Origin of the sequence: Actinomadura sp. 6N118, assembly GCF_044326415.1 — a bacterium.
Lineage (GTDB): Bacteria > Actinomycetota > Actinomycetes > Streptosporangiales > Streptosporangiaceae > Spirillospora.
Genome location: NZ_JBIRAZ010000002.1, coordinates 839,365 through 858,228, shown reverse-complemented (window position 1 = coordinate 858,228; position 18,864 = coordinate 839,365). Strand labels below are relative to the sequence as shown.

The following is an 18,864-nucleotide window of genomic DNA, read 5'->3' as shown; positions in this document are numbered from 1 at the left end:
AACGCAACCAGAGGGAACGGAGTCAAGGGGAAACCGGCGCGCCGTCAGCCGTAGATGGCGTCCCGGGTCCGGTCGAGGGCGGTGAGGACGGCGCCCTGGAGGATGGCGTTGCCCTCCACGGTGGTCGGGCGGACGGCGGTGGGCGCGGGCGTGCGGGCGTTGAGCCGGTCGGCGACCAGGGCGGCCAGCTCGTCCCCGCCCTCGCGGCCCGTCGTGCCGCCCAGGACCACCAGGCCGGGATCCAGGACGGCCACCAGGGTGAGCGCGCCCTTCATGATCCGGTCGGCCAGGGACTCCAGGGCCAGGCCCCGGATGTAGCGGTCCTCCAGCAGGCGGCAGAAGTCGATGCCGTCCGCGTCCAGGAAGCCCACCTCTCCGGCGCCGCCTGAGACGCCACGGCGCAGGCGGCCGTTCAGCACGACGCCGGCGCCGACGCCATCGTCCAGCCAGAGGAGGGCGAAGTCCTCGTGCCCGGTCGCCGAGCCGAGCCGGTGTTCAGCGACGGTGGCGAGGTTGACCTCGTTCTCCAGTACCAGGTCCTGGACGGAGGCGTGCTCGGTGAGGGCGTCCCGTACGGCGGCGGCGAGATCGGGCCGCCAGCCGGGCAGGCCGCTGTCGGTCGTCAGCCCGGTGCGGGGATCGACCAGTCCGGGGGCGCCGAGCACGACGGTGTGCAGCTCCCGGCCCGCCGCGGCCTCGGCCACGGTGGCGGCGATGAACGGCGCCAGGTCGTCCGGCTCGGCGATCTTCGTGATCGTGCCGGTGACGCCGCCGGTGATGTCGGAGACGGTGACGTGCAGGGATCCCCGGCGCACGTCCACCCCGGCGACATGGGCCCGGTCGGCCACGAGGCCGTAGAGGCGCGCGTTGGGGCCGCGCCGGTCCTCGCCGTACTCGCCGGTGACCTGGATCAGCCCGTCGGCCTGGAGGCGCTCCAGAAGGTCCGACACGGTGGGCCGCGACAGGCCCGTGAGCCCGCGAAGCTGCGTGGCGGTCAGCGGACCCTGGTCGAGCAGCAGGTCCAGGGCCAGCCGATCGTTGATCGCGCGGGCCATGGCGGGCGTGGCGGTCTTCACTCCGCCCATATTAGTCAGGGAGCCTGCGTGATATCTCTTTTCATCAGGAAGCCTGCCTGTTAGTTTCTGGAAGCATGAGCCATCAGCGCGCGATCACTCTTGTCTTCGCCGTCCACGGGGCGGTGGCGGGGAGCTTCGCCACCCGCATCCCCTGGATCCAGGACCAGCTGGACCTGAGCCCGGGCGTACTCGGCGTCGCGCTCCTCTGCCCGGCGATCGGCGCCATCATCGGCATGCCGATGGCCAGCCGCCTAGTCCACCACGTCGGTGAGCGCCCGGCCATCCAGTTCCTGCTGGCCCTGTGGTGCGCGCAGCTCGCGCTGCCGGCGCTCGCACCGGCCCCCGTCTGGCTGTTCGGGGCGATGGTGCTGTTCGGGGTGACCGCGGGCATGTCGGACGTCGTCATGAACGCCCACGCGGTGGGGCTCGAACGGCATCTGGGCCGTTCGATCATGACCGGCCTGCACGGGATGTGGTGCGTCGGCAGCCTGGCCGGTGCAGGCGCCGGCGCGGTAGCCGCACAACTGGATGTCGACGCGAGAGCCCACTTCGGGGTGGTCGCACTGGTCCTGGTGGGTGTGGGCCTGCTGAGCGGACGCTCGTTGTTCACCGGGCGGGCGGTGGCGGCGGCACCGGCCCCGCGCCGGTTCGTCCTCCCGTCCAAGGCGATCGCCGGCATCGGCGTCGTCGGGTTCTGCGCGACGTTCGCGGAGGGCGCCACCGCCGACTGGGCCGCGGTCTACCTCACCAAGGTGACCGACGCCGGGCCCGGGGTGGCCGCCGCCAGCTACACGATCTTCATGCTGACCATGGCGTCCGCCCGCCTGGTCGCCGACCGGTTCGTCCGGCGCTTCGGGCCCGTCGCCGTCGTGCGCTGCGGCGGCTCCGTGGCCGCCACGGGCGGCGTGCTCGTCGTCATCGCCCGGACGCCCGCCCTCGGCATCGCGGGCTTCGCCCTCCTCGGGCTGGGCGTCGCCGCGATCGTGCCCCTGGTCTTCACTGCCGCGGGCAACGCCGCCCGGACCCCGGCCGAGGGCGTCGCGGGCGTCGCCACGATCACCTATCTGTCCGTGCTGGCCGCGCCGGCCGTCACGGGCTGGACCGCGGACGCCACCTCCTACCCGGTGGCCTTCGCGATGATCACAGGGGTGCTCGTGGCGATGACGCTGCTGGCGGGCGCGCTGAAGGTGCGCGACGAACTCCCCGTCCCCTCCCCCGTTCCGCAGGAGGAGCAGGCCAGCCCGGCCTCGGTCTGAGCCCGGCCGGTTGTCACCCCCGCTGACCTGCAAGGTTCCGACCTGACTCACACGGGTAGGCGTGCGATGTGCATGACAAGGACCTGCCTACGATCGCCACCCTCGACGAACTCGCCGGGCTGGTGGAAGGAACGGACGCCCTGTTCGTCCGGTGGTCCCGCGGCCCGGAGGCCGACTCCGCCGGCAGCAGCAAGGACGCCCTGACCGGCGTGGACCTGCCGGGGCTGTCGGCCAACCCGCTGGTCGTGGAGGAGTGGTGGCGGCCCCGGCCGACCTGGATCTGGGTGGCCCGCCGCCTCTACGACTACTCCCATCTCAAGCGTGAGAAGGGACCCGGCGTACGGCCGTGGGTGCTGGAGGGCGACGAACTGGCGCGCGGCCCGGACAACGAGCCGCTCGTCCGCGTACGCCGGCCAGTGGCCTGGGTGGCGGAGTCCGTCCTGGCGGACGCCAAACGGGTGATGACGGAGCAGAGCGGCCAATGGGGACCGCTGCGGCGACCGTGACCCAGACCTCAGGTTGGAACGCGCTGTGGGGGTAGGGCAGGCGATCCAAGCCAAGCGCCCCGAACGGCGGGCGCACGGAGTTAGGAGTTTTCATGACTAAGCAGAGCGACACGGTGGTGGGCCTGCTGCTGCGGCAGCACACCGAGATCCGCAACCTGTTCTCCAAGGTGGAGAAGAGCAGCGGCAAGGCCCGGGACGAGGCGTTCGGGCAGCTGCGCCACCTGCTGGCCGTGCACGAGACGGCCGAGGAGGAGATCGTGCACCCGTTCGCCCGCCGGACCATCGGCAACGGCGAACGGATCATCGACGCGCGACTGAAGGAGGAGAAGAGCGCCAAGGAGATCCTGCTGGAGCTGGAGAAGTCCGGCACCGAATCAGCGGAGTTCGACACGCTCTTCGAACGGCTGCACAAGGCGGTCGAGTCCCACTCCGAGCAGGAGGAGCGCCTGGAGTTCCCGGAGATCGCCGAGAAGGCCACGCCGCAGCAGCTCAAGGGTATGCAGGCGGCGGTCAAGGCGGCCGAGGCCGTCGCGCCGACCCATCCCCATCCCGGCACCGAGTCCGCGACCAAGAACATCGCGCTGGGCCCGATGGCCGCGGTGATGGACCGCACACGTGACGCCATCCGCAAGGCGATGAGCTGAACGCACGCGGCGATGGGCTGAACGCCAGACGCGATGGGCTGAGCGATCGGCCGACCGGCCCTGATCAGTCGAGTGACCGGCACGGGATCCCCAGGGGATGTGTGGTCCCGTACCGGTCACTCGGCGTATCCATGGCCGTGTGTGCGGCCACATCGAATGATGTACCCAGGGGACGCCGCCTAAACGGACACCCGAATCCCCCCTTGACGGATAGCCTGACCCCCGCCGGGCACCCACGTACTATGCGAACCGCGATTCTGGACGTGGGCTCGAACTCCGCCCATCTGAAGGTCGTCGACCTGGCGGCGGGCAGGCCGATGCGCACCGTGCTGTCGGCGAAGCGGCCGACGCGGCTGGCCGAGGCGATTCAGGAGGACGGACAGATCTCCCGCGCCGCGGTGGGACGGCTCGTGTCCGCCGTGTCCGCAGCGCACTGCGTCGCCCGGGCCGAGGGGTCGGCCGAGCTGATCGCGTTCGCCACCTCAGCGGTCCGCGACGCCGTCAACCGCTGCGACATCGTCGACCAGGTCACCGGCCGGACCGGCGTCGACCTCGGCTTCCTGTCGGGCCACGACGAGGCCCGCCTCACCTTCCTGGCCGTCCGTGCCTGGTACGGCTGGTCGGCCGGGCCGCTGTTGACGGCCGACATCGGCGGCGGCTCCCTGGAGATCGCCACCGGCAGCGGAGCGGAGGCGGGCACCGCGCTGTCGCTGCCGCTGGGCGCGGGCAGGCTGACCCGCGACCACCTGCCGAACGACCCGCCCTCACGCAATGAGGTCCGGCGGCTGCGCCGTTTTCTCGCCGCCCAGCTCGCCGAGCATCTCGGCGCCGGGGACTACGGGCAGCCGGAAGCGCACGCCGTCGCCACCTCCAAGACGTTCACCCAGCTCGCCAAGCTCACCCGTGACCGTGGCCCCAATGGATATCGCGTGTTGCGCCTCAAAGCGCTCGACAAGCAGATTCCGCGGCTGGCCAAGCGCACCGCCGCGGAACGCGCCGATCTCAAAGGGATTTCCCGCTCCCGGGCCCGGCAGATCCTCGCCGGCGCGATGGTCGCTGAGGCCACCATGGCCTCGCTAGGCCTCACCCGTATCGAAATCTGTCCCTGGGCATTGCGCGAAGGCATCGCACTGCGCCGCCTCCAGCAACTGCACTCGGGCAACGGTCACCAAATCGACGACATCGGGCATCTTCTGCAGCCGCTCCGTGACACCCCGACCCCGATCCGCTCGCTGACGACAGTCAGCGCATAGTGGCGCGGTCCGCCAAACACCCCACAAAACAGCTCAGCCAAGCGGGGAACGCTTGGCTGAGTGGGGACGGCTCTGGGCAATACCCCCTGCCCCGAAGCCGGGAACGCACCCCGGAAACGCAGGCACCGGTGTGCGTCAGTGCGCCTGTTCGTACTTCTCGATCACGCCGGCCGGAATGCGGCCGCGGGCGTTGACCTCGATGCCGCTCTGGCGCGCCCATTCGCGGATCGCGGCGGACCGCTCCCGGCTGCCTGCGGCGGACGCGGCCGCGCCGCGCCGGCGCCCCGGCTTGGCCGACTTGCGGGCGCCGGCCAGGAACGGCTCGATGCCCTTGCGCAACCTGGCGGCATTCTTCTTGCTCAGGTCGATTTCGTAGGCGGTGCCGTCGATCGCGAACCGGACGGTCTCGTCGGCCTTCCCCCCGTCCAGGTCATCGACCAGCAGAACCTCGATCTTCTGTGCCATGCGAGCCCCCCAATTCGCTTACTTCCTGACTATGCGTCCGGCCCTGACTATGCGTCCGGCTCGGCATCCGGGTGATCTTTAATGAACGCCGCATAGACCTCGTCGGAAATCTTACCGCGTTCCGGCACTTCTACGCCCTTGCGGCCGGCCCATTCCCGGACGTCGGCATTGGTGTACCCCTTCACCTTTGCCGGGCTGGGTGCTTTGCGCCCCTTACCGGGCCGCTTCACCTCGGCGGACTTGTCGATGTACAACGCCACGGTCTCCAGCGCCTCGATCAGGCGCTTGTGGTTGTCATCGCTCAAGTCGATGGTGAACATCCGGTCCAGGATTTCGAAGTCGCGCCTGGCGACATCGCCCCCTTCGGAACCGTCGATGTCATCTACGCGAATGACCTTCTCGGCCATATGTGTCCCGTCTTCCTTCCCCTTGCCAGTACGGCGACCATGACCTTAGCGGATTGCGCGCCCCTCTCTGGCCTTCAGGCCGGATGCTAGAGTCCGACCATCATGTCGAGAGCTCAGCGATTTCCGTGCCCCCGGCCGGCAACACCGGTCGCCGGGGCGAATCGGCATGCTCTGACCTGACACATGTTGATCTGACACATGTTCTGATGCGTGCAGCCGTATCGGTGCCGGCGAGGCCCGGCCGGGGGGATCTCCCACCCGTCCTGAGACCACGCACCGATCGGAGCATCCCATGCAGTCCCTTCTGCTCAGCCCGGACGAGCTCGCCCGCGCGCTGAACGTCCGAGATCTCACTGACCCCACCCAGGGCCCGCACGCCACGCAGCTTGTCGTCGGCATGCTCACCGAGGCGCTCCAGGCCCGCTGTCGGAACGAGGTGCGCCTCATTCGCGCCCATCCGCTCGTCCCCGTCGAGGACAACTACGAGCGCCTGGGCTACCCGCCCGACGCCGTGACCCGCGACGCTCGCTATACCCGCTACGCCAGCGAGACCTGCATGTTGCGCAGCCACACCAGCGCCATGATCCCGCCCGCTCTCCGCGCTCTGGCAGGTGATCAGGGTTGGAACGACGTCCTGCTGGCCTGCGCGGGCGTGGTGTACCGGCGCGATGTGGTGGACCGGATCCACACCGGCACCCCGCATCAGCTCGATCTGTGGCGCATCGTGCGGGGCCGCCCGATGGGCCTCCCGATGGGCACCGACGATCTCGACGAGATGATCGACACCGTTGTGCGCGCCGTCCTGCCGGACGCCCCGTACCGCACGGTGCCCGCCGTCCACCCCTACACCACGGGCGGGCGCCAGATCGACGTCCAGGTCGGCGACGAGTGGATCGAGCTCGCCGAGTGCGGGCTCGCCGCCCCGCAGGTCCTGGCCCGCGCCGGCCTTGGCCCGGAGACCACCGGGTTGGCCATGGGGCTCGGCCTGGACAGGCTGTTGATGCTCCGCAAGCGGATCCCGGACATCAGGCTCCTGGCGGCGGCCGATCCGCGCATCGCCGGCCAGATGCTCGACCTGGCCCCCTACCGGCCGGTGTCGAAGCATCCGCCGATCGCCCGTGACCTCTCGGTCGCCGTGGCCGCCGACGCTGACGCCGAGACCCTCGGCGGTACGGTGCGCGACGCGCTCGGCGGTGACACGGCTGGCGGTGACACAGTCGGCCACGACGCGATCGAGGAGGTCCGCGTCATCAGCGAAACCCCGGTCGAGGATCTGCCCCCTGCAGCAGTGGAACGCCTCGGCGCGCGCCCCGGCCAGAAGAACGTGCTGCTGCGCATCGTTCTCCGCGACCCAGCACGTACTTTGTCCGACGCCGAGGCGAACGTCCTGAGGGATCGCGTCTACGCGGCCGTCCACCAGGGCACGGCCCGGCAGTGGGCGACTGAGCAGCGGGCGACCGAGCAGTAGACGACTGAGCAGTTAGACGACAGAGCGAGGGCGGGTCGTGAGATCCGCCCTCGCTCTCGCCGGGTGATCGACCCCTCAGCTGACGGTCTGCGGTTCCGGTGCGGCTGGCTCTGGTGCGGCCGGCTCGGCCAGGGCCACGCGATCGTGCACCCGGCGGAGAGGCCGGGGCAGCCACCAGTTGCGCCGCCCCAGGAGAGTCATGGTCGCCGGGACCAGCAACATCCGCACGATCGTCGCGTCCAGGGCGATCGCCAGGACCAGGCCCAGCCCGATCGCTTTGATCGGGACGAAGCCGCCGAACATGAAGCCGGCGAACACCACGCCGATCAGCAGCGCGGCCGCGGTGACGATGCCGCCGGTGCTCTGCAGGCCTTCGGCGACCGAACCCCGGGGTCCGTCACCGGCCAGCCAGCGTTCCCGGATCCGCGACAGCAGGAACACCTCGTAGTCCACCGACAACCCGAACGCGATCACGCCGACCAGCACCGGGACGGTCAGGTTGAGGTAGCCGAGGCCCTGGGTGCCGAGGAGCTCCGCGAAGTGGCCGTCCTGGAACACCCAGACGACGATGCCGAGGGCGGCGCCGATGCTGAGCACGTTGGTGAGGACGGCCTTGACCGGGAGGACGATCGAGCCGGTGAAGGCGAAGAGGAGGAGCAGCGTGCCGACGGCCATGAGCGCCGCGGCCCACGGGATGCGCTCCGTCAGCATCGCACGGTAGTCGACCATGCGGGCCGAGTCGCCCGTCACCTCGACCCTGAACGGCACCGGAAGATCGCGGATCGCCTTGACCGCGTTCTCAGCGGGCTTCTCGCCCGGTCCCTGAGGGGTCGCCAGGAGCAAGGTCTGTGTGGGCCCGAGCTTCACCTCTTCCACCTCGGCGGCTCCCGGCATGGCCTCGATGGCTTGACGCATCCGAGCAAGGTCGGGGTTGCCAGCGGGAGCGTCGGCGAGCACCTGGATCCGGCCCGCCCACTGGGCGCGTTCGGGGTAGTGAACGGACAGTTTGTCCCACAGCTGGCGGGTCGAGGTCGACTCAGGCAACATCCGCGGGTCGCCCTGCGAGATGTGCATGCCGAGCACGGGCCCGGCGAGCGTGGCCATCACACCGAGCGTGGCCACCAGGACCAGGACAGGGCGGCGCTGCACGCCGTGGGCGACGCGGGCGAAGACGCCGCGCCCGCTGCGTTCCTTGGCCGGAGAGATCCGGTGGCCGAAGCGGCTCAGCAGCGCGGGCAAGAGCGTGAGAGCGGCGAGCATGTCGGCCAGGACGACGGCGCCGCCCGCCATGCCCATGGAGCGGAGGAACGGGTCGGGGAAGACCATCAGGCCGGCGAACGCCACCATGACGGTCAGGCCGGAGAACACGATCGTCCGTCCGGCGGTGGCCATCGTCCGGGCGACGGCGGCCGCGACGTCACTCTCTATGACATTGGACGCACTGACATCGGACCCAGTGACATCAGACCCTGCGCGCCGCTCCTCCCGGAACCGGCTGACCATGAGCAGCGCGTAGTCGACCCCGAGGCCGACGGCGAGCATCGTGGTGATCTGGATCGAGTACACCGAGACGTCGGTGACCATGCTGAAGGCGTACAGGATGCCGAACGTCGAGCCGATGCCGACCACCGCGATCAGCAGTGGCAGCCCGGCCGCGAGCACGCCGCCGAAGATGACCAGCAACAGGATCAGCACCACGGGCATGCTGAGCATCTCGGCGCGTGCCACGTCCTTCTGCGCCTGCTCGTCGAACTCCGCGTCGGACAGTGGTCCGCCGGCGATGGTGACTTCGGCGCCCGCGACGCCGCGCAGCTTGGCCGCGGCAGCCTCCGCCGCGTCCTCTTCGGTGTCGCCCGGCGCGACCATGACCTGTATCAGCAACGCGTCGCCCCCAGGTTTCGGGGGCACAGTGGTAGAGGGCACAGTTGACGGCACCGGATCGGTGACGCCGGCGATGCCCGGTACGGCGCGTACGGCGGCCAAGGCCGATCGCAGTGCGGGATCCCCGGCCTGCTTGCCGGTGATGACGGCGGTCAGACGTTCGGGCCGGGGCGCGGCCTGCTGGAGCCGCTTCTCGGCGCCGGCGGACTCGCTGCCCGAGACCTTGCCGACCTCGGAGGTCAGCCGTTCGAAGACGCCGGTGCCGATTCCGAAGCCGCCGGCCAGCACGGCGATCCAGATCACGATGACGATGTACGGCCGGCGGACCGAGAATCCGGTGACGGTGCGGACCATGACAGCCTCCATGGGTTGAGAGCTGTCCTGATGGTCGGCCCCCGACCTGTGGTGACGCCTCGCCGTGAGGAGCGGATTCGCGACCCGCTCTCAGGAGCGAGGGCCCTCACTCTGGAGACGGATACTCATTCTGGAGACGGAGATTCACCGGGCCGTACGAGTCCCGACTCGTACGCCAGCACCACCGCCTGCACCCGGTCGCGGAGCGCCAGCTTGCTCAGCATGCTGCTGACGTGGGTCTTGACGGTGTGCTCGGTGACGTACAGCTCCCGCGCGATCTCCGCGTTCGACAGGCCCCTGGCGACCTGCCGCAACGTGTCGGTCTCGCGGGCGGTGAGCGTCTCCAGGCGCGCGTCCGTGCGCGGCGCCACGGGGGCGCGGCCGGCCCGCCCGACCACGTCGGCGATCAGCCGCCGGGTCACGGTGGGCGCGAGCAGCGCCTCTCCCGCGGCCACCACGCGTACCGCCCCGACCAGCTCGGCGCGCCGCATGTCCTTCAGCAGGAAGCCGCTGGCCCCGGCCCGCAGCGCGTCGTACACGTACTCGTCGAGGTCGAACGTGGTGAGCACCAGCACCTTCGCGGACGTGTCACGGCAGATCGCCGCGGTCGCCTCGATGCCGTCCACGTTCGGCATGCGCACGTCCATGAGGACGACGTCGGGCGACAGCTCGCGCGCCGCGCGGATCGCCTCGGCCCCGTCCGCCGCCTCGCCCACGAGGACGAGGTCGGGCTCCTCGGACAGGATCATGCCGAAGCCGTCGCGCACCAGCGCCTGGTCGTCGGCGATGAGCACGCGGATCGTGTTGTGAGGCGGCACGGCCTAATTCAAGGGCAATGAGGAATTCAAGGGCAAGCAAGCCGCCACGCGAAAGCCCGATCCGCCCTTCGCCGGGCCGAAAGTCAGCTCTCCCCCGGCCGCCGCGACACGTTCCCGCATCCCGGTCAGGCCGTGCCCGCCCGCACCGCCGTCCGGCCCACGGCCGTCGTCGCAGACCTCCAGCCTCAGCGCGCCCTGCTCCCAGCTCACCCGGACCCGCACACTGCTGGCCTCCGCGTGCTTGACCGCGTTGGTGAGCGACTCCTGGACGATCCGGTAGGCGGTCGTCCCGAGGTCCGGCGGCACCGGCCTGGGCTCTCCCGCCTCCTCCAGCGTGACGGTCAGCCCGGCTTTCCGCACCCCGTCGACAAGGGTGGGCAACGCCGCCAGGTCGGGTTGCGGCTCCCGCGCCGCGCCCTCCGAGCGCAGGACGCCGAGCGCCCGCCGCAACTGCGCGAGCGCCTCCCGGGACGTGACCGAAATGGTCTCGAAGACCTGCTGGGCCTTGGCCGGATCGCGGTGCGCCACCGCCGACCCGCCCTCCGCCTGGATGGCGATCATGCTCATGGAGTGGGCGATGATGTCGTGCATCTCCCGGGCGATCCGTTCCCGCTCCCGGGTCGCGGCGGCGTCCTGCTCCTCGGCGAGCCGCCGCGCACGTTCCTCCAGCATCGCGATCCGATCGCGCCGCGCCCGCGCACCCGTGCCGAGCGCGTAGGCCACCGCGAACCCGATGCCGACGAGCCCGAGGTTCAGGGGCTCGTCCTTCGGGATCACGATGGAGACGGTGACGCCGATGACCGTGCCCACCACGGCCAGGGACCTCTTCACCGGCGGGCACAGCTCGGCGAAGGTGTAGGTGGCGACCAGCTGCACCGACGGGAACTGCCCCAGCAGGTCCGTCGGCGCGAGCACCGTGGTGCCGATGCCGCAGATGAACGCCACCGCGAACGGATACCGCCGCCGCCACATCAGCGGCAGCGCGTACGCCGACACCAGGAGCGGCATCCACCATTCGAGCTGATCGTCAACCGCCGCCTGCATCGTGATCTGGACGGAGCAGACGATGGCGATCAGCGTGTCCACCCCGCGCTGCGGCAGCGCCCGCGCCCGCTCGATGATCGACACGTGGTCACCCCCACCGTCCTGGCCGACCACCAGTATCGGGTCCGGGCCCGTCCTCGTCCTCACTCCCAAGAGGGAGGGAGTCCAGGCCCTAGAAGGGCCCGGGCGGGAGTCCGCGTTCAGCCTCCCAGGCGGTCGACGGCGATCACCCGGATGACGGCTTCACCCGCCTCGTCGGATCCGGCCAGGTCGACCTCGGCGCTGATGCCCCAGTCGCGGTCGCCCGCCGGGTCGTCGAAGACCTGCCGTACGCGCCACAGGGAGTCTTCGGGCACCTCTTCGATCTGGAGGAGCTTGGGGCCGCGCGCGTCCGGGCCTGTGGGCAGCTCGTCGTGCTCCTCGAAGTAGGCGTCCATGGCATCGGCCCAGCCGCGGGCGCCGAGCTCGGGGTCCAGCTCGCCGAGTTCGGCGTACCGTTCGAGCGCTGCCAGCTCGACCCGGCGGAACAGCGCGTTGCGCACGAGCACCCGGAAGGCGCGGGTGTTGGCGGTGACCTTGGTGACGCGCTCCTCCAGGTCCTCGGCGAGGGTCTCGTCGGTCGGGTTGGCCAGCTGCTCCCATTCGTTCAGGAGGCTGGAGTCGACCTGGCGGACCAGCTCGCCGAGCCACTCGATGAGGTCGATGAGGTCGTCGTTCTTGATCGACTCCGGCACGGTCTGCTGGAGGGCCTTGTAGGCGCCCGACAGGTAGCGCAGCACCAGGCCCTCGCCGCGGGCGAGCTCGTAGTAGCCGATGTACTCGGTGAACGTCATCGCCCGCTCGTACATGTCCCGCACGACGGTCTTGGGGCGCAGCGGGTGGTCGCCGACCCACGGGTGACCGCGCCGGTAGATCTCGTAGGCGGCCTCCAGCTCCTCTTCGAGCGGCTTGGGGTAGTCGACGTCCTGGAGCGCCTCCATGCGCTCCTCGTACTCCATGCCCTCGGCCTTCATCTCCGCGACCGCCTCGCCGCGGGCCTTATTGAGCTGGGCGGCGATGATCTGGCGCGGGTCGTCCAGGGTGGATTCGATCACCGACAGGACGTCCAGCGCGTACGTCGGGGAGGAGGGGTCCAGGAGCTCGAAGGTGGCCAGCGCGAACGTCGACAGCGGCTGGTTGAGCGCGAAGTCCTCCTGGAGGTCCACGGTGATCCGCGCCCAGCGGCCCTGCTCGTCGGGGACCTCCAGCTGTTCCACCACTCCCCCGGCCAGCAGCGACCGGTAGATCGCGATCGCCTGGGAGATGTGGCGGCGCTGCTGGGGCCGCTCCTCGTGGTTGTCGGTGAGGAGCTTGCGCATCGCCTGGAACGCGTTGCCCGGCCGTGCGATCACCGACAGCAGCATGGCGTGGCTGACCTGGAAACGGGACTTGAGCGGCTCGGGCTCGGCGGTCTGGAGCTTGACGAACATCTCCTCGTCCCAGCCGACGAAGCCCTCCGGGGCCTTCTTGCGCTGGACCTTGCGCCGCTTCTTGGGGTCGTCGCCCGCCTTGGCGAGGGCCTTCTCGTTCTCGACGACATGCTCGGGGGCCTGCGCGACGACGTACCCGATCACGTCGAAACCGGCCCGTCCCGCGCGGCCCGCGATCTGGTGGAACTCCCGCGCCCGCAGCCGCCGCACCCGGTGCCCGTCGTACTTCGACAGCGCCGTGAACACCACGGTCCGGATCGGGACGTTGACGCCCACCCCCAGCGTGTCCGTCCCGCAGATCACCTTGAGCAGCCCGGCCTGCGCCAGCCGCTCCACCAGCCGCCGGTACTTCGGCAACATCCCGGCGTGGTGCACGCCGATCCCGTGCCGCACGAACCGCGACAGGTTGCGCCCGAACTTCGTCGTGAACCGGAAGTTGCCGATCAGATCGGCGATCTGCGCCTTCTCCTCCTTGCTGCACACGTTGATGCTCATGAGCGACTGCGCTCGTTCGATCGCGGCCGCCTGCGTGAAGTGCACCAGGTAGACCGGGGCCTTCTGGTCCGACAGCAGGTCCTCGATGGTCTCGTGCAGCGGGGTGATCCGGTATTCGTACTTCAGCGGTACCGGCCGTTCCGCCGACGTCACCACCGCGGTCGGGCGTCCCGTCCGGCGCTTCAGGTCCTTCTCGAACCGCGCGACTTCCCCCAGCGTCGCCGACATCAGCACGAACTGCGCCTGTGGCAACTCCAGCAGCGGGATCTGCCACGCCCACCCCCGCTCCGGCTCGGAGTAGAAGTGGAACTCGTCCATCACCACGAGCCCGATGTCGGCGTCGGCGCCGTCCCGCAGCGCGATGTTGGCCAGCACCTCGGCTGTGCAGCAGATGATCGGCGCGTCCGCGTTCACACTCGCGTCCCCGGTCATCATCCCGACGTTCTCGCTGCCGAACATCTCGATCAGGTCGAAGAACTTCTCCGACACCAGCGCCTTGATCGGCGCGGTGTAGAAGCTGACCTCGTCCCGGCCCAGCGCCGCGAACTGCGCCCCCGCCGCCACCAGGCTCTTGCCCGACCCCGTCGGCGTCGCCAGGATCACGTTCGACCCGGAGACGGCCTCGATCAGCGCCTCCTCCTGCGCTGGATACAACGTGATCCCGCGCTCGGACACCCACCCCTCGAACGCTTCGAAGACGGCATCGGGGTCGGCGGGGGCAGGAAGGCGGTCAATAAGGGTCACCCTTCCATCCTGCCCTCCATCGCCCCCTGCCCGAGCCATCCAGCAGCAAGTTCCGCGGCGCTGCGGAGCGGTGACCTGCGGTCAGCCTGGGACTTCGGCGCGGTCGGCGCCCCAGAGGGTGTGGAACGAGCCGTCGCGGTCGGTGCGGCGGTAGGTGTGGGCGCCGAAGAAGTCCCGCTGGCCCTGGGTGAGCGCGGCGGGCAGGCGCTCGGCGCGCAGCGAGTCGTAGTAGGCGAGCGCGGCGGAGAAGCCGGGCGTGGGGATCCCGAGGCGCACGCCGGTCGTGATCACTTGCCGCCAGGCGTCCTGGGCGGTGCCGACGGCCTCGGCGAAGTGCTCGGCCTTGAGAAGGGTGGGCAGGCCGGCGTCGGCGTCGTAAGCCTCGCGGATCTTGTCGAGGAACCGGGCCCGGATGATGCAGCCGCCGCGCCAGATGGTGGCCATCGCGCCGGGGTCGATGCCCCAGTCGTACTCGGCGCTGCCCGCCTGGATCTCGTGGAAGCCCTGCGCGTACGCGACGATCTTTGAGGCGTAGAGGGCCTGCTCGACCGCGTCGGCGAAGCCCGACTCCTCGACCTTGGTACGGGAGGGACCCGGGAGTCCCTGGGAGGCGTCGCGGAGGTCGGCGTGGCCGGAGACGGCACGGGCGAAGACGGCCTCGGCGATGCCGCCCACCGGGACGCCCAGGTCGAGGGCGGTCTGCACGGTCCAGCGGCCGGTGCCCTTCTGCTCGGCCTGGTCGAGGACGACGTCCACGAACGGCTTGCCGGTGGCGGCGTCGGTGTGCGCGAGCACCTCGGCGGTGATCTCGATGAGGTAGGACTCCAGGCGGCCGGTGTTCCAGGTCCGGAAGACCTGGGCGATCTCGGCGGGCGTGAGCCCTGCGGCGTGCCGGAGCAGGTCGTAGGCCTCGGCGATGAGCTGCATGTCGGCGTACTCGATGCCGTTGTGCACCATCTTGACGAAGTGCCCGGCGCCGTCCGGGCCGACGTGGGTGGCACACGGGACGCCGTCGACCTTGGCGGAGATGTCCTCCAGCAGCGGGCCCAGCGCCTCGTACGACTCGGCTGAGCCGCCCGGCATGATGCTCGGGCCGTTCAGCGCGCCCTCCTCGCCGCCGGAGATGCCGGCGCCGACGAAGTGGAGGCCGCGCTCGCGCAGGGCCGCCTCCCGGCGGCGCGTGTCGGCGAAGTGCGCGTTGCCGCCGTCCACGATCATGTCGCCCGGCTCCAGCAGCGGCGCGAACTCGTCGATCACCGCGTCCGTCGGCCCGCCCGCCTTGACCATGATCACGAGTCGGCGCGGGCGTTCCAGCGCGGCGACGAACTCCTCGGCCGTCTCGGCGGGCACGAACGTGCCCTCGTGGCCGAACTCCTCCACGAGTGCCTTGGTCTTGGTCGAGGTGCGGTTGTGCACCGCCACCGGATGCCCGTGCCGGGCCAGATTGCGGGCCAGGTTGCGGCCCATGACCGCGAGTCCCGTGACACCGATGCGCGCCTGCTGTGCCATGGCGATGTTCCCTCCGTTGTGGCTCCCACGCCGTACCCCAACGTACGCGCGTCGCCGGGCCGCCGTTCGACCGGGCCCGAAATTGATCAACTGTGGTGCATGTCCTTGTCTTCCCTGGGGAGAAGTCGAACAGTGGGACGGCACAGTGGATGGCACAGTGGGACTGCACAGTGGGACTGCGCAGTGGGGGAGACACCGAACGTGGGAGGGGACGGCGTGCTGGGATTGCCGGAGCAGGTCGAGGCCTGCCTGTTCGACCTGGACGGGGTGCTCACCCGGACGGCCTCGGTGCACGCGGCCGCCTGGAAGGAGATGTTCGACTCCTTCCTGCGCGACCGCGCCGCCGCGACCGGCGAGCCGTTCGTGGCGTTCGACCCGGTCAAGGACTATTCCGCGTACGTGGACGGCAAGCGCCGCGAGGACGGCACCCGCTCGTTCCTGGCCTCGCGGGGCATCACGCTCCCCGAGGGCGCGCCGGACGACCCGCCGGAGGCGGAGACCGTGCACGGCCTGGGACGGCGCAAGAACGAGCTGGTGCTGAAGCTGATCGAGGAGAAGGGCGTCGAGGTCTTCGACGGCTCGGTGGACTACGTGCGGGCCGTACGGGCGGCGGGCTTGCGGACCGCCGTCGTCTCGTCCAGCGCCAACACCGTCCAGGTGCTGAAGGCGGTCGGCATCACCGGCCTTTTCGACGCGCGCGTCGACGGGGTGGTGGCGCAGGAACGCAACCTGCCGGGCAAGCCGGCACCCGATATGTTCCTCGCCGGTGCGGAGGCGGTCGGGGTCGCAGCAGACCGGGCGGCCGTGTTCGAGGACGCGCTGGCCGGCGTCGAGGCGGGACACGCGGGCGCGTTCGCGGTGGTGATCGGGGTCGACCGGGTCGGACCGGAGCACGCGGCGGCCTTGGCCGAGCACGGCGCGGACGTCGTAGTGTCGGACCTGTCTGAACTCCTGGAGCCACACCAACCCGAGCCAGGCAAATCCATGCCTGACATACCCAAGCCAGACATACCCAAGGCAGACAAGCCCGAGCCTGACAAGCCCGAGGGGGCCCAGTGAGCGACCGGAACGGGGATGACGCCCCCGCCATCGACCGCCCCGTCTTCACAGTCGAGCCGTGGTGCGTGCGCGAGCCGGAGCTGCGGCTGGACCGGCTCGCCCAGACGGAGTCCGTCTTCGCCCTGTCGAACGGGCACGTCGGCCTGCGCGGCAACCTCGACGAAGGCGAGCCGCACGGGCTCCCCGGCAGCTATCTCAACTCGTTCTACGAGCAGCGGCCGCTGCCGTACGCGGAGGCCGGCTACGGCTTTCCCGACTCCGGCCAGACCATCATCAACGTCACCAACGGCAAGCTGATCCGGCTCCTGGTCGACGACGAGCCGTTCGACGTGCGCTACGGGCGCCTGCACTCACATGAACGCATCCTGGACATGCGCGCCGGGACCCTCACCCGCACCGTCGAGTGGACGTCTCCCGCCGACCGCACGGTCCGCATCAACTCGGTGCGGATGGTCTCGCTCACGCAGCGGGCCGTCGCGGCCATCTGCTACGAGGTCGAGCCGGTCGGCCACCCCGTCCGCATCGTGGTCCAGTCCGAGCTGGTCGCCAACGAGTCGCTGCCCGACATGGGCAAGGACCCGCGCGTGGCGGCGGCGCTGGAGTCGCCGCTGGTCAGCGAGGAACACCAGACCAACGGCACCAAGGCGATCCTGGTCCACCGGACCAGGTCCAGCGGGTTGCGGATGGCCGCCGGGATGGCCCACCACATCGAGGGGCGCGACCGGATCGCGGTCGACTGCGAGAGCTTCCCCGACGTCGGGCGGATGACGATCGCGACGCGGCTGGAGCCCGGCGAGAAGCTGCGGATCGTCAAGTTCCTGGCGTACGGCTGGTCCAGCCAGCGGTCGCGGCCCGCGCTGCACGACCAGGTGGTCGCGGCGCTCGCGGGCGCCCGGCACGCAGGCTGGGAGGGGTTGCTGGCCGAGCAGCGCGCCTATCTCGACGAGTTCTGGTGCGGCGCGGACGTCGAGGTCGACGGCGACGCCGAGGTGCAGCAGGCGGTGCGGTTCGCGCTGTTCCACATCCTGCAGGCCGGTGCCCGCGCCGAACGCCGGATGATCCCGGCAAAGGGCCTCACCGGGCCGGGTTACGACGGGCACACGTTCTGGGACACCGAGACGTTCGTTCTGCCGGTGCTCACCTACACCCATCCGTCCGCCGCCGCCGACGCGCTCGCCTGGCGGCACATGACGCTGCCGCTGGCTCGTGAGCATGCCGACAAGCTCGGCCTGGCGGGTGCCGCATTCCCATGGCGGACGATCCGGGGCCAGGAGTGCTCGGGTTACTGGCCCGCGGGCACGGCCGCCTTCCACATCAACGCCGACATCGCCGACGCTGTGGTCCGGTATGTGGACGCCACGCAAGACGAGGGCTTCGAACGCGAGATCGGCTTGGAGCTGCTGGTGGCGACCGCGCGGCTCTGGCGGCGCCTCGGCCACCACGACGTCGAGGGCGTTTTCCGGATCGACGGTGTCACCGGCCCGGACGAATACAGCGCGGTGGTCGACAACAACATCTACACCAACCTCATGGCCCGCCGGAATCTGCGGGAGGCGGCGGCGACGGCGATGCGGCATCCCGACCTCGCCGAGGAGCTGGGGGTGACGACGGAGGAGGCCGCGTCCTGGCGGGACGCGGCGGGGTCCATGCTGATCCCGTTCGACGAACGGCTGGGTGTGCATCCCCAAAGCGAGGGCTTCACCAACCACGCCCGCTGGGACTTCGCCGGCACGCCGCCCGAGAACTACCCGCTGCTGCTCAACTACCCGTATTTCGACCTCTACCGCAAGCAGGTCATCAAGCAGGCGGACCTGGTGCTGGCGATGCATCTGTGCGACGACGCGTTCACGGCGGAGGAGAAGGCCCGCAACTTCGCCTACTACGAGGCGCTGACCGTGCGCGACTCTTCGCTGTCCGCCCAGACGCAGGCGGTGATCGCCGCTGAGGTCGGGCATCTCGACCTCGCCCACGACTACCTGGCCGAGACCGCGCTCATGGACCTGCACGACCTCGCACGCAACACCCGCGACGGCCTCCACGTCGCGTCGATGGCGGGTGCCTGGAGCGGCCTGGTCGCCGGGTTCGGCGGGATGCGCGCCTGCGCGGGCCAGCTGAGCTTCGCGCCCCGGCTGCCCGGCGGGATCAGCCGCCTGGCGTTCCGGCTCCGCTACCGGGGCAGCCGCCTGCGCGTGACGGTGACCGCGACCACCACCTCCTACGAGCTGCTCGAAGGCCCGGAGCTGACGCTGATCCACCACGGCGAGCGCTTCACCCTCGGCGAGAAGCCCGTCGAGCTCGGCGTGCCCGCGATGCTCCCGCTGCCCCGGCCCAGCCAGCCGACCGGCCGCGAACCCCATCCCCGCCGCACCGACCCCACCTTCCAGGGCCCGCACCACTAGGAGCAGTCCAGAAGTGG

General features: G+C 70.4%; 15 protein-coding genes. 7 read left to right on the top strand and 8 right to left on the bottom strand.

Features of this window, described 5'->3' with window-relative positions; all coding sequences use genetic code 11:
- Nucleotides 1-44: 44 nt before the first annotated feature.
- Entirely contained in the window at nt 45-1,076 is a 1,032-nt protein-coding gene (locus tag ACH34W_RS07790) for an ROK family transcriptional regulator (RefSeq protein WP_395960019.1), read from the bottom strand.
- A 74-nt stretch (nt 1,077-1,150) separates the two neighbouring features.
- Between ACH34W_RS07790 and ACH34W_RS07785 the strand changes: the two genes are divergently transcribed.
- The 4 genes from ACH34W_RS07785 (at nt 1,151) to ACH34W_RS07770 (ending at nt 4,735) form a co-directional block, all read left to right on the top strand.
- Nucleotides 1,151-2,332: an MFS transporter gene (locus ACH34W_RS07785; RefSeq protein WP_395960018.1), complete on the top strand. Its 1,182-nt coding sequence runs from the start codon at nt 1,151-1,153 to the stop codon at nt 2,330-2,332.
- A gap of 68 nt (nt 2,333-2,400) precedes the next feature.
- Nucleotides 2,401-2,838 carry a DUF6098 family protein gene (locus ACH34W_RS07780; RefSeq protein ID WP_395960017.1) on the top strand — a complete coding sequence of 146 codons (438 nt, stop codon included), beginning with the start codon at nt 2,401-2,403 and terminating at the stop codon, nt 2,836-2,838.
- A 92-nt stretch (nt 2,839-2,930) separates the two neighbouring features.
- Nucleotides 2,931-3,482 carry a hemerythrin domain-containing protein gene (locus ACH34W_RS07775; protein WP_395960016.1) on the top strand — a complete coding sequence of 184 codons (552 nt, stop codon included), beginning with the start codon at nt 2,931-2,933 and terminating at the stop codon, nt 3,480-3,482.
- Between the two features lie 242 nt (nt 3,483-3,724).
- Nucleotides 3,725-4,735: a Ppx/GppA phosphatase family protein gene (locus ACH34W_RS07770; RefSeq protein ID WP_395960015.1), complete on the top strand. Its 1,011-nt coding sequence runs from the start codon at nt 3,725-3,727 to the stop codon at nt 4,733-4,735.
- 135 nt (nt 4,736-4,870) lie between these two features.
- Here the strand turns inward: ACH34W_RS07770 and ACH34W_RS07765 are convergent, their stop codons facing one another.
- Nucleotides 4,871-5,200 (bottom strand): Lsr2 family protein, encoded by a 330-nt coding sequence (locus ACH34W_RS07765; protein WP_395960014.1) that lies wholly within the window; start codon nt 5,198-5,200, stop codon nt 4,871-4,873.
- 47 nt (nt 5,201-5,247) lie between these two features.
- A complete protein-coding gene (locus ACH34W_RS07760) occupies nt 5,248-5,607 on the bottom strand; it encodes a histone-like nucleoid-structuring protein Lsr2 (protein WP_395960013.1) in 360 nt (119 codons plus the stop codon).
- Between the two features lie 292 nt (nt 5,608-5,899).
- Between ACH34W_RS07760 and ACH34W_RS07755 the strand changes: the two genes are divergently transcribed.
- Nucleotides 5,900-7,075: a hypothetical protein gene (locus ACH34W_RS07755; RefSeq protein ID WP_395960012.1), complete on the top strand. Its 1,176-nt coding sequence runs from the start codon at nt 5,900-5,902 to the stop codon at nt 7,073-7,075.
- Nucleotides 7,076-7,150: 75 nt separating this feature from the next.
- Here the strand turns inward: ACH34W_RS07755 and ACH34W_RS07750 are convergent, their stop codons facing one another.
- The 5 genes from ACH34W_RS07750 to gndA all read right to left on the bottom strand — a co-directional run bounded on the left by ACH34W_RS07750 (nt 7,151) and on the right by gndA (nt 15,389).
- A complete protein-coding gene (locus ACH34W_RS07750) occupies nt 7,151-9,310 on the bottom strand; it encodes an MMPL family transporter (protein WP_395960011.1) in 2,160 nt (719 codons plus the stop codon).
- 125 nt (nt 9,311-9,435) lie between these two features.
- Nucleotides 9,436-10,128, bottom strand: coding sequence for a response regulator (locus ACH34W_RS07745; RefSeq protein ID WP_395960010.1), 693 nt, complete (start codon nt 10,126-10,128; stop codon nt 9,436-9,438).
- A gap of 3 nt (nt 10,129-10,131) precedes the next feature.
- Nucleotides 10,132-11,256: a sensor histidine kinase gene (locus tag ACH34W_RS07740; RefSeq protein WP_395960009.1), complete on the bottom strand. Its 1,125-nt coding sequence runs from the start codon at nt 11,254-11,256 to the stop codon at nt 10,132-10,134.
- 116 nt (nt 11,257-11,372) lie between these two features.
- Nucleotides 11,373-13,880 carry a DEAD/DEAH box helicase gene (locus tag ACH34W_RS07735; protein WP_395960008.1) on the bottom strand — a complete coding sequence of 836 codons (2,508 nt, stop codon included), beginning with the start codon at nt 13,878-13,880 and terminating at the stop codon, nt 11,373-11,375.
- A gap of 81 nt (nt 13,881-13,961) precedes the next feature.
- On the bottom strand, nt 13,962-15,389 hold the full coding sequence (gene gndA / locus ACH34W_RS07730) for an NADP-dependent phosphogluconate dehydrogenase (RefSeq protein ID WP_395960007.1): 1,428 nt from the start codon (nt 15,387-15,389) through the stop codon (nt 13,962-13,964).
- Between the two features lie 216 nt (nt 15,390-15,605).
- Here gndA and ACH34W_RS07725 point away from each other — a divergent pair, with 216 nt between their 5' ends.
- The gene (locus ACH34W_RS07725; RefSeq protein WP_395960006.1) at nt 15,606-16,448 is read left to right on the top strand and encodes a beta-phosphoglucomutase family hydrolase; all 843 of its coding nucleotides are present in this window, start codon (nt 15,606-15,608) and stop codon (nt 16,446-16,448) included.
- The gene (locus ACH34W_RS07720) at nt 16,445-18,847 is read left to right on the top strand and encodes a glycoside hydrolase family 65 protein (protein ID WP_395960005.1); all 2,403 of its coding nucleotides are present in this window, start codon (nt 16,445-16,447) and stop codon (nt 18,845-18,847) included. Before ACH34W_RS07725 ends, ACH34W_RS07720 begins: the two co-directional genes overlap by 4 nt.
- Nucleotides 18,848-18,864 lie beyond the last annotated feature (17 nt).